The organism is Ensifer oleiphilus (assembly GCF_013371465.1).
Lineage (GTDB): Bacteria > Pseudomonadota > Alphaproteobacteria > Rhizobiales > Rhizobiaceae > Ensifer > Ensifer oleiphilus.
On sequence record NZ_JABWDU010000005.1, the window covers coordinates 350,587 to 361,399 of the forward strand.

The 10,813-nt window shown below is 59.7% G+C and carries 12 protein-coding genes and 1 tRNA gene; 7 read left to right on the forward strand and 6 right to left on the reverse strand.

The features are described 5' to 3' along the window. Positions 1–218 precede the first annotated feature (218 nt). From HT585_RS21345 to HT585_RS21360, 4 genes are all read right to left on the reverse strand, one after another. Positions 219–362 carry a hypothetical protein gene (locus tag HT585_RS21345; RefSeq protein ID WP_171986879.1) on the reverse strand — a complete coding sequence of 48 codons (144 nt, stop codon included), beginning with the start codon at positions 360–362 and terminating at the stop codon, positions 219–221. Between the two features lie 178 nt (positions 363–540). After that, positions 541–831, reverse strand: coding sequence for a DUF4242 domain-containing protein (locus HT585_RS21350; RefSeq protein ID WP_176354824.1), 291 nt, complete (start codon positions 829–831; stop codon positions 541–543). 301 nt (positions 832–1,132) lie between these two features. After that, positions 1,133–1,297 (reverse strand): hypothetical protein, encoded by a 165-nt coding sequence (locus HT585_RS21355; RefSeq protein ID WP_176354825.1) that lies wholly within the window; start codon positions 1,295–1,297, stop codon positions 1,133–1,135. Between the two features lie 227 nt (positions 1,298–1,524). Further along, positions 1,525–1,614: transfer RNA gene (locus HT585_RS21360), tRNA-Ser, on the reverse strand. A 277-nt stretch (positions 1,615–1,891) separates the two neighbouring features. Between HT585_RS21360 and HT585_RS21365 the strand changes: the two genes are divergently transcribed. The 4 genes from HT585_RS21365 to HT585_RS21380 all read left to right on the forward strand — a co-directional run bounded on the left by HT585_RS21365 (position 1,892) and on the right by HT585_RS21380 (position 5,933). Beyond that, positions 1,892–2,923, forward strand: a complete 1,032-nt coding sequence (locus HT585_RS21365; protein WP_176354826.1) for a septal ring lytic transglycosylase RlpA family protein — start codon at positions 1,892–1,894, stop codon at positions 2,921–2,923. Positions 2,924–2,983: 60 nt separating this feature from the next. Continuing rightward, positions 2,984–4,144: a D-alanyl-D-alanine carboxypeptidase family protein gene (locus HT585_RS21370; RefSeq protein ID WP_176354827.1), complete on the forward strand. Its 1,161-nt coding sequence runs from the start codon at positions 2,984–2,986 to the stop codon at positions 4,142–4,144. An 80-nt stretch (positions 4,145–4,224) separates the two neighbouring features. After that, the gene (gene tmk, locus HT585_RS21375; protein ID WP_176354828.1) at positions 4,225–4,905 is read left to right on the forward strand and encodes a dTMP kinase; all 681 of its coding nucleotides are present in this window, start codon (positions 4,225–4,227) and stop codon (positions 4,903–4,905) included. Beyond that, a complete protein-coding gene (locus tag HT585_RS21380) occupies positions 4,902–5,933 on the forward strand; it encodes a DNA polymerase III subunit delta' (protein ID WP_176354829.1) in 1,032 nt (343 codons plus the stop codon). Before tmk ends, HT585_RS21380 begins: the two co-directional genes overlap by 4 nt. On the opposite strand, the gene HT585_RS21385 is transcribed toward HT585_RS21380, so the two are convergent. Then, complete coding sequence (locus HT585_RS21385; RefSeq protein WP_176354830.1) at positions 5,928–6,233, reverse strand: pyrophosphohydrolase domain-containing protein; 306 nt, start codon at positions 6,231–6,233, stop codon at positions 5,928–5,930. The two genes, HT585_RS21380 and HT585_RS21385, sit on opposite strands and share 6 nt — an antisense overlap. Positions 6,234–6,412: 179 nt before the next feature. Between HT585_RS21385 and metG the strand changes: the two genes are divergently transcribed. Genes metG through HT585_RS21400 form a run of 3 tightly spaced genes read left to right on the forward strand, consistent with a single transcriptional unit; the run spans position 6,413 to position 9,596 of the window. Beyond that, positions 6,413–7,966 (forward strand): methionine--tRNA ligase, encoded by a 1,554-nt coding sequence (gene metG / locus HT585_RS21390; protein WP_176354831.1) that lies wholly within the window; start codon positions 6,413–6,415, stop codon positions 7,964–7,966. Positions 7,967–7,978: 12 nt separating this feature from the next. Continuing rightward, positions 7,979–8,758, forward strand: coding sequence for a TatD family hydrolase (locus HT585_RS21395; protein ID WP_176354832.1), 780 nt, complete (start codon positions 7,979–7,981; stop codon positions 8,756–8,758). A gap of 1 nt (position 8,759) precedes the next feature. Further along, positions 8,760–9,596 (forward strand): MBL fold metallo-hydrolase, encoded by an 837-nt coding sequence (locus HT585_RS21400; RefSeq protein ID WP_176354833.1) that lies wholly within the window; start codon positions 8,760–8,762, stop codon positions 9,594–9,596. Positions 9,597–9,630: 34 nt separating this feature from the next. Here the strand turns inward: HT585_RS21400 and HT585_RS21405 are convergent, their stop codons facing one another. Then, positions 9,631–10,578: a phosphoribosylaminoimidazolesuccinocarboxamide synthase gene (locus HT585_RS21405; RefSeq protein WP_176354852.1), complete on the reverse strand. Its 948-nt coding sequence runs from the start codon at positions 10,576–10,578 to the stop codon at positions 9,631–9,633. Between the last annotated feature and the right edge of the window lie 235 nt (positions 10,579–10,813).

A 10,813-nucleotide genomic window follows, 5' to 3' on the forward strand; every position in this document is an offset into this window, starting at 1 on the left:
GATTGGGGGACTATTGGCAAGCGCCCGCCGCCAGCAGTGTTCCTTTTGTCAGCGGGAAGGTTCACGAGCCGGTTAGATGTGCTTCTAAGCCGGCATCATTTCTTGTTTCTTGTCGCGGGACCAGTCGGCCGGGAGGTGCGGAGACGTGCACATCCGGCTCAACTGGCCACTGATAAAACGTTCAGGCGTCTTTGGTTATCGAGGTTGGAGCGGCTACCTTACTTTTTGTCCTTCTTGCCCAAAGAGAAGCTGCTGCCTGCAAGCTTCACCTGTGAGCCTTCTGGCGTAACGGCGGCTTTGACGGTCTTGTCCTTTTTGGGCTTTCTAACCTCGCGGTTGCTGCGCACTTGACCTTTTGCCATGATCGTCTCCTTGGAAAGGTGTGCCGGGGAACCCTCTTGGGTCCCGAATGACCGGTGATCCAGCCTGCACTGATACCGCCTCAAGTCAATGATGACGCAGATGGATCATCGGTTTCGGCTGCACGATGCTGCGTAGCGCGCCGATATCCGGGCGATGGAGGCGGTTCAGTCGCATCGATCACTTGCCGCTATTTCCCTGGGATGCTGTCGAGGGGCCGATGACCGCCGCGACCTCGGTAATCCTGTTGGCCGGAAATCCGCCGCGCTCGGCGTGCTCGCGAATGACATCGGCACTCGGCGCCTCGTGGACGCAATAGATCTTGTCGCCGGCGACATAACTGGTGATCCAGGTATATGGCACGCCAAGATCGGCGACGACTGCGTTGGATTTTGCCGAGATAGCGCAGAGATCGTCCTGGCTGAGCTTGTCGGCGCCGGGCACGTCGCGTTCTATGATGAAGGTTGGCATCACTGAGTTCCTTGACTGCTGAATGGCGATATATCAAGAAGCTCTAATCAAGTGGGGGCTGGCGGTTTCGGTTTCAAGGCGCGTGACGGCGAATTCGCCGGATATGCGGGCAGCCGTTTCAGGTGCGTAGAACGTCCTGCCTCTGCGGAGTATCTTGAGTGTTCGCAACCCAGTAGAAAGGGTGAGTTGCTCCCGGACCAGCTTTGGCGGAAGAGGCGAGGTTTTGCCTGAAGCCAAGAAAAGCGACCGCATTGGCGCCGTCACGCTCGGCGCAAATGGGTTGCCGATTGGCTATCGCGACTCAGTAGCTGAGGCGGAAGCCGCCGGGACTTGCTGCTGACGGATCAGGTACCGGCGACGGTCCTTGCCATTGGGCGTAGGTCGTGTTGGCGTCACCGGTGCTTGCGCAGCCGGACAGCGTCAGAGCAGCAAGAAAAGCGGCTGTCGTCAGATATTTAAGAGGCATGGTTTTCTCCAGTTGTGGGAGATTGCCCAGGCCTCGATGGGCCGGAATCAGACTTTCCCTCAATTCATCCGGGATGGCAAGCGGACCTGGCGGCCGGGTTCCGAATGCGTGCATGAATACCGGCGCGACGGCAGGTCGTGCGTGTGTAAAAGGGGCAATCGGAAACCGCTCGAGCATGCGCGTTGCGATTGAGCTCGACTTCGAATGGCAAGAAATGAGACAGCGGATGGCGGAGGAGGTGGGATTCGAACCCACGGTACGCTTTCACGCACGCCGGTTTTCAAGACCGGTGCCTTAAACCGCTCGGCCACTCCTCCGGGCAGGGCGTTATTGCGCGAAGGCTTGTCACTTTGCAAGATTTAACATGCGTCGGCGGCAAGATTTTCTGAGCGCGTCAGCTTGTCCTTCTGTCTCGATAACCATTCGTAAACCATAACTGGAGATTTCGGGCGGCCGACTGTCCGCCGGTTCGCAATTTTGCCTTGTTGCTGTCATGATTAATCGACTGTTCCGTTTCGGGACGCCGAGATTTCCGCTTGGGGGCAAGAGTGGAAGGTTTCGAGTACGGCTTGTTCGAATGATGTTGTGGGACAGATGACATCCAGTAAAAATGCGGCATATCTGATCAAGGGACTGCGCCTTGCGGCGGTTCCCGTGCTTTGCGCAACGCTTGTGGCGTGCGGATCGACGTCCAGTATCAAGAAGAGCAAGCCGAGGAGCAAAGAATACTTTGCCGAGTCGGTTTATGGTGTGAAGGCGAGCCCCCGTGTCGCCACCGGCAAGAATATCCCGAAGGGCGGCGGTCGGTTTCAGGTCGGTAAAGCCTATCAGGTCAAGGGCAAGTGGTATCAGCCCAAGGAAGATTTCGGCTACAACAAGACCGGCGTCGCCTCCTGGTATGGTTCCGCTTTCCATGGACGCCTGACTGCAAATGGCGAGGTCTACGACAAGCTCCATCTTTCGGCGGCCCACCCGACATTCCCGTTGCCGAGCTATGCCCGCGTCACCAATACCGAAAACGGCACCTCCGTGATCGTTCGGGTGAACGATCGAGGCCCCTATGAATATGGCCGGATCATCGACGTATCCTCGAAGACGGCGGATCTGCTCGACATCAAGCAGAAGGGCAGTGCCAAGGTTCGTGTGCAATATGTCGGTCGGGCACCGCTCGAAGGCAACGACATGCCCTATCTCATGGCGTCCTACGTCAAGAAGGGCGACCGTAGCCCCGGCGTCATGCCCGAAGGCCAGATTGCCACCGGCGTGATGGTTGCCTCGAATGAGCCGATGCGAAATCAGCTCGGCACGCTCACCATCCCGCCCAAATCGTCTCTTGATACAAGCAGCGCGGTGACAGCCCTTGCTGCACCTGTTCCGCAGTTTTCCGCTCCGCAGTCGCTGGAAGAATTCGTGATGCTGCCGGAGATCGGGCCTATCCCGCGCGAGCGGCCGGAATACATTCCGTTGCCGGACGGCAACATGGCCTATGCGGCTGCCTATGTGGAAGTGCGGGTGAGCGATGCCAAGTCGCCGTTTGACGCGATCATGGTCGAGACCAATCCGCTTACGCCCGAATCCATCGTTGCCCATGCCAAGCGTGAAGGCAGAACCGGCTCGATCCGGTAGATCGTGACGTTGTGCCATTCTGACGACGCTGCTATGCCCAATGGGAAACCGGAGTTTCCCATGCGCTTGAAGATGCTTTCGGTCGTGTTTGGTTGCGCGGCGTTGCTTGCGGGCGCTGCTGGGGCCCAGACGCCACAGGCGGCGTTCGACACCAAGGCCAAACAGATCCTGCTGGTTGATGCCGAAACCGGCACCGTCCTATTTTCCCGCGACGAGAACGAGCCTGTTCCACCCGCCTCGCTTGCGAAGTTGATGACAATGGAAGTCGTCGCCGAGGCGATCGCCAAGGGTGAACTGTCGGCCGAAACTGTCTTCGAGGTTTCGGAACATGCCTGGCGCACCGGCGGCGCGCCTTCGGGCACATCGACGATGTTTGCTGCGTTGAAGTCACGCGTCCGCGTGGCCGATCTGCTGCAGGGTGTGGCCGTTCAGCTTGCCAATGATGCCTGCATCATCCTTGGCGAGGGGATGGCTGGCAATGAAGCCGCCTTTGCCGAAAAGATGACGGCCCGTGCCCGCGTGCTCGGCATGCCGATAGCAACCTTCCGCAATGCAACCGGTCTACCGGATCCGCAGAACCAGATCACCATGAGCGAACTGGTGGCTTTGACCCGTCATCTGCACGAGGCGCACCCCGATCTCTATCGGCTGTACGCGCAGCCGGAGTTCGAGTGGAACAAGATCCTTCAACGCAACAAGAACCCGTTGCTTGCGGCCAATGTCGGGGTCGATGGCGTGGCGACGGGATTTGCGGAAGGCTACGGCTTTTCGCTGGCTGCATCGATGCAGCGCGGCGATCGCCGCGTCTATCTCGCGATGGGGGGCCTTGAGACCGACAAGGAGCGCACCGAGGAAAGCCGCAAGGTGCTCGATTGGGCAATGACGGCTTTCGAAAAGCGGCGGATCTTTGCCGATGGCGAAGCGATCGGCGAAGCCAGCATCTACGGTGGTGCGGCCCCGCATGTGGCGCTGGTCGCCGGCGGGCCGGTCGATGTGCTGTTGCCGGTCAACAACCCGGAACGCCTGACTGCCCGCGTCGTTTACAAATGGCCGCTGCGCGCTCCCGTCGAAGCGGGGGCCGAAGTCGGCGTCGTTCGACTTTGGAACGGCGAAAAGCTGTTGCGCGAGGTGCCCGTCAAGACCGCCGAGGCTGTGGGGCAGGGCACCTTGGCGAGCCGCGCTCTCGACGCGCTCCAGGAACTGCTCTTCTTCTGGCTGTAACAAAACTGGTCCCAGTGGTTTCATCGGTTGGGCCAATCGGCTAAACAGGGCCAAATCGCATGCCGATATAGGAAAGCACTGTGTCGCTGGCAAAAGGTCTGTTTGTAACATTCGAGGGCGGGGAAGGGGCCGGCAAGTCGACCCAGTTGCGCCTGCTCGCCGATTCTCTGCGATCGCTGGGTCATGAAGTGCTGACGACGCGCGAGCCTGGCGGATCTGTCGGGGCCGAGGCGGTGCGCCACGTGTTGCTTTCGGGGGCTGCCGAAGCCTTTGGCGTGCGGATGGAGGCAATCCTGTTTGCCGCGGCGCGCAGCGATCATGTCGAAGAGGTCATCCGACCCGCACTTTCCCGGGGAACGATCGTGCTTTGCGACCGGTTCATGGACTCGTCCCGCGTCTACCAGGGCATCACCGGCAATCTGGAGCCGGCCTTCGTCGAGACGCTTGAGCGCGTTGCGATCAACGGTGTAGTACCCGATCGAACCGTTATTTTTGATTTGCCGGCGACGATCGGCCTCGATCGTGCCCAGCGCCGCGCGGGCGATGACAGCCCGGACCGTTTCGAGAAGGAAGAGCTGGAGACGCACGAGAAGCGCCGCGAGGCTTTCCTCGACATCGCAAAGGCCGATCCGAACAGGTGTCGCATCGTCGACGCGACGCAATCTGCCGAGGCGATTGCCGCCGAGATTCTCGGTCTCCTTGAAAACCTGCTCGCAAACGCCGAAATGTCCGAGCCTACATCCACAGGTTCCGCACCATGACGACAGAAGCACCCGGTGTGCTCGAAGGGGCAATTGCCCCGGTCCAGAACGACCGGCTGTTTGGCCATGAGCAGGCGGAAGCGTTTCTGGCGCAGAGCTACCGATCGGGCAAGGGGCACCATGCCATCCTGATCGAAGGACCGGAGGGGATCGGTAAGGCAACGCTTGCGTTTCGGTTCGCCAGCCACATCCTCAATCACCCGGATCCGGCGACCGCGCCCGAAAGTCTTGGGGATCCCGACCCTGCGTCGATCGTCGGCCGGCAACTGGCCTCGGGCGCATCGCACAATCTTCTGCATCTGACACGGCCGGTCGACGAGAAGACGGGCAGGGTCAAGGGCGCGATCACGGTGGACGAAGTGCGAAGGGCCGGCAAGTTCTTCTCCCAGACATCGGGCACCGGCAACTGGCGTATCGTCATCATCGACCCGGCCGACGATCTCAACCGCAACGCCGCCAACGCCATCCTCAAAATTCTCGAGGAGCCCCCGAGACGGTCGCTGTTCCTGGTGCTGACACATGCGCCGGGTAAGCTGTTGCCGACGATCCGTTCGCGTTGCCTGCCGTTGCGGTTGAAGCCGCTGGAGCCGTCGGCGCTGCGCCAGGCGCTCGACCATCTCGGCTTCGATCTTGAGAGCGAGAATGCAAATCGCATTCTCGCCTCGGCAAATGGTAGCGTCGCGGAGGCGCTGAAGCTTATCAATTACGGCGGTCTGGAGATTGCCGCAACCTTCGAGGGCATCCTCCAAGGGCAGGGGCCGGCGATCCGCAAGGACATGCACAAGCTTGCCGACGTTCTCTCGGCAAAGGACAGCGAAACAATCTTCGATTTCTTCACGTCGCTGCTGACCGGTCGGCTCATGCGCGAGGCCCGCGATGCGGCCGTTGCCGGCGATATCATGCGCGCCGAACGTTTTGCCCGGCTTTCGGCCGCGACCGGCGAGCGTCTCACGGTCAGCGACGCCTATAATCTCGATCGCAAGCAGACCATTCTTTCGCTGCTGGATGACGTCAAGGCGGCGCTATAGCTCGACCTGAAACTTCCATTTGCGTTTGATCGCCGCGACGAGATCGAGATCGTGATGGTGGGCGAAAAGCAGCACATGGCCCAGCAGGTCTGCAGCCTCGTCCGCCATATCGGTTTGGATTTCGTCTTCTGACTTTCCATGCCGCCTGCCGCGGCCGGTGCGCTTGTTCCACGCCTGGGTCAGTTCACCGATTTCCTCCTGCATCTTCAGGATAAACCAGTCGGCATCCCGCTCGATGCCGTTGTCTTCTGCATAGCGGGCAGACGCTGCTTCAAATTGACGTGCAAGACGGCGCAACATGGCGAATCTCTTATACTTGTTTCTGTTTTGTTCTAGGTTTTCGCTCGGCTCGGCACAAGCGAGCATGTCGGCCGCCCAGCACTTTCTGTGCTGCCTTTTCTCCCATCTCCCGGTTCCTTCCTTGCGGCGTATGCGCTAAGAGCGTCGGTAGCTTCATCCGAGATAGATTGACCGCGCCTATGAGAGACACGTCCCCCTTTTACATCACCACTGCGATTTCCTACCCGAACGGCAAGCCGCATATCGGCCACGCCTATGAGTTGATCGCCACGGATGCGATGGCGCGCTACCAGCGCCTGGACGGACGCGATGTCTTTTTCTTAACCGGTACCGACGAACACGGCCAGAAGATGCAGCAGACGGCACGCCGGGAAGGTGTGACTCCGCAGGAGCTTGCCGATCGGAATTCCTCGGAGTTCCAGAAGATGGCGGTGCTGCTGAACGCATCGAATGACGACTTCATCCGCACCACCGAAAAGCGGCACCACGAGGCGTCGCAAGACATATGGGTTCGCATGGGCGAGGCGGGTGATCTTTACAAGGATTCCTATGCCGGCTGGTACTCCGTGCGCGACGAAGCCTACTATCAGGAAAACGAAACGGAGTTGCGCGCCGATGGTGTGCGCTACGGTCCGCAGGGCACGCCGGTCGAATGGGTCGAGGAGCAGAGCTACTTCTTCAAACTGTCGGAGTACCAGGACAAGCTTCTGAAGCACTACGAGGAGAACCCGGATTTCATCGGCCCGGCCGAGCGCCGCAACGAGGTGATCTCCTTCGTCAAATCAGGCCTCAAGGACCTGTCGGTTTCACGCACCACCTTCGATTGGGGCATCAAGGTGCCGAACGATCCGGGTCACGTCATGTACGTCTGGGTGGACGCGCTCACCAACTACATTACCGCAACTGGCTACCTCGACAATCCGCAGGGTCCGCGGGCAAAGTTCTGGCCGGCGAACATTCACATCATCGGTAAGGACATCATCCGCTTCCATGCGGTCTATTGGCCCGCTTTCCTGATGTCGGCTGGCCTGCCGCTGCCCAAGCGCGTCTTCGCGCATGGTTTCTTGCTCAACAAGGGCGAGAAGATGTCGAAGTCGCTCGGCAACGTCGTCGATCCCTTCAATCTGGTCGAGCATTTCGGCCTCGATCAGATCCGCTATTTCTTCCTGCGCGAGGTTTCCTTCGGTCAGGACGGAAGCTACAGCGAGGAGGGGATCGCAACCCGAATCAACTCCGATCTCGCCAATGGTATCGGTAACCTCGCCAGCCGCTCGCTTTCGATGATCGTCAAGAACTGCGACGGCCAGATTCCGGTGTGCGGTGCGCTGACCGACGAAGACAAGGCGATGCTGGCCGCCGCCGACGCGCTGTTGGAAATTACCCGCGACGAAATGGGCAAGCAGATGATCCACCGCGCGCTTGCCGCGATCATCGCAGTCGTTTCGGAGACCGATCGCTACTTTGCCGGTCAGGAACCTTGGGCCTTGAAGAAGACCGATCCGGCGCGTATGGCAACGGTGCTTTACGTGACCGCAGAGGTCGTGCGCCAGATCGCCATCTTGCTGCAGCCTTTCATGCCGGAATCGTCCGCAAAACTGCTCGACCTCGTGGCGGCCCCGGCCGACAAGCGTGACTTTGCGGCATTGGGTGAGGCGGGTCGTCTTGTCTCCGGAACGCCACTTGAAGCGCCCAAGCCTGTGTTCCCGCGATACATCGCGCCGGAAGCGCAATAAGGCACGATCAGCATGCTTATCGATACCCATTGTCATCTGGATTTCCCCGACTTCGAAGCCGAGCGCGACGCGATCATCGAGCGTGCGCGCGCGGCCGGCGTCGGCCAGATGATCACGATCTCCACCCGCGTGAAGCGCTTCGATACGATCCTTGCGATCGCCGAGGCGTATCCGAACGTCTTCTGTTCCGTCGGCACGCATCCGCACAATGCGGATGAGGAACTCGATATCACGGCGGACGATCTCGTCCGGCTTTCGGCGCATCCGAAGGTGGTGGCGATCGGCGAGGCAGGTCTCGACTATTTCTACGACAACGCCCCCCGCGACGCCCAGGCCGAAGGCCTGCGTCGCCACATAGCTGCGGCGCGCGAAACCGGTCTGCCGCTCGTCATTCACAGCCGCTCGGCCGACGATGATATGGCGGCGATCCTTACCGAGGAGACGGGGAAGGGCGCCTTCCCTTTTCTTCTGCACTGCTTCTCATCGGGGCCGGAACTGGCGCGCATCGGCGTCGAGCTCGGCGGGTACGTCTCCTTCTCTGGGATTCTGACCTTCCCGAAGTCGGAGGAATTGCGCGAGATCGCCAAGACCGTTCCGCATGACCGGATGATCGTCGAGACGGACGCGCCTTATCTTGCGCCAAAGCCGTTCCGCGGCAAGCGCAACGAGCCGGCTTACGTGGCGCACACGGCGGAGATACTGGCAGACACGATCGGCGTATCGAAGGACGAGATTGCAGAGATCACGACGGAAAACGCGTTCCGCATCTTCTCCAAGATGCCGAGGCTCTGACGTGGCATTCAGGCGCGCTTTCACCATTCTCGGCTGCGGGTCGTCGCCTGGTGTGCCGCGCATCACCGGTGACTGGGGTGCCTGCGATCCCGAAAACCCGAAGAACCGTCGCATGCGTGCGGCCTTGCTGGTGGAGCAGATCGCGCCGGATGGCGGCAAGACGACGGTGGTCATCGATACCGGTCCGGACTTTCGTGCGCAGATGGTGGCGACCAATGTCCGCCACATCGATGCCGTGCTCTACACGCATTCGCACGCCGATCATCTGCATGGGATCGATGATCTGCGCGGTTTTGTCATTGAAAACAAGAAGCGCATACCGATCTGGGCCGACGCCTTTACGATGGGCCGGATCCGCGAAGGGTTTCACTATTGCCTGGAATCACCGCCCGGAAGCGGTTATCCGCCGATCGTCGACGGCCACGTCATCGCTCAAGATCTGTCACCGGTAGTCATTACAGGCGCCGGTGGGCCGATTGCTTTCCAGCCGCTGATGCAATTTCACGGCAATACTCATTCGCTCGGATTTCGTGTCGGCGATTTTGCCTATTGCAGCGATGTCAGCGACTTTCCGCAAGAAACGATCGGAAGGCTGGCCGACCTCGACCTGCTGGTGCTCGATACGCTGCAATACAAGTTTCACCCCAGCCACCTGTCGCTGGTACAGTCGCTCGGCTGGATCGAGCGGCTTCGCCCGAAGCGTGCCGTGTTGACACATATGCACGTGCCGCTCGACTACGACACCGTCCAAGGCGAAACGCCTGACCATGTGGAGCCGGCATATGATCTGATGCGGCTCGAGTTTGAGGTCGACGTCACGGTACTCGGCGATGGCTGAACTTCGCAATCTTCGAAATTTCTAATATACCGACTTACTTTGAAAAATACGGCGCCAGGTTCTTGCGAATGCGCTCCAGCACAGTGCCGCCCGACAGGTTCGGAACGAACGTCCTTCCGGTGATCTTTTCGTAGGCTTCGATGTAGACAGCCGATGTCTGCTCGACGAGTTCCTGCGGGATTGCCGGGATGGGATCCTTGTAGGGGTCGCAGCGCTCGGTTACCCATGCGCGTACGAAGTCCTTGTCGAAGCTTTTCGGGCGTTCGCCGGCTTCAAAGCTCTGCTGATAGCTGTCGGCGATCCAGTACCGGCTGCTGTCGGGCGTATGGATTTCATCGGCGAGGATGATGGTGCCATCCTTGTCGGTACCGAATTCATACTTCGTGTCGACGAGGATGAGGCCGCGCTCGGCGGCGCGCGCCTGGCCGCGGGCAAACAGCGAGAGCGCGTAGCTCCACACGGTATCGAGCTGCTCTCGCGTCAGCAGGCCTTGCTCGAGAATTTCGTCCACCGACAGCGGCTCGTCGTGGCCGCCGTCGAAGGCCTTGCTGGTCGGCGTGATGATAGCCTGTGGAAGCTTCTGATTGTCGCGCATTCCATCTGGAAGACGGATGCCATACATCTCCCGTTCGCCGTTGCGATACTTCGTCAGGATGGATGTGCTCGTGGTTCCGGCGAGATAGCCGCGCACGACGATTTCGACCGGCAGGATATCGAGCCGCTTGCCGATGACGACATTCGGGTCGGGATAGCTGATCACATGGTTCGGGCAGATGTCGGCGGTTTCTTCGAACCAGTAGCGTGCAGTCTGCGTCAGCACATGGCCCTTGTGTGGAACGGACGTCAGGATGATGTCGAAGGCGCTGAGCCGGTCTGTCGCGATGATGATACGTTCACCACCGGGAAGATCATAGTTTTCACGCACCTTGCCATTGTAGCGGTTTGGCAGTTCCGGAATGAAAGCATCTGAAAGAACGCGCAATTCGCTCATCGCATGGGGCCTTGCAAAACGAGGTTTCGTGGTGAACGACTAACCAGTCGGCACCGGCTGGGTCAAGCCAAGAGTGGGCGCAACATGCCCACAAACCAGTATTCTGGGCGCATCTACAAGTTCCATAATCTATCTTATCTGATCTTTCCATGTAGCGGCTATTTAGTAATGCGACAGTTGGGCCAGTTAGAGATGCGACAGTCTCGCCTCTCGACGCACTGGTCAA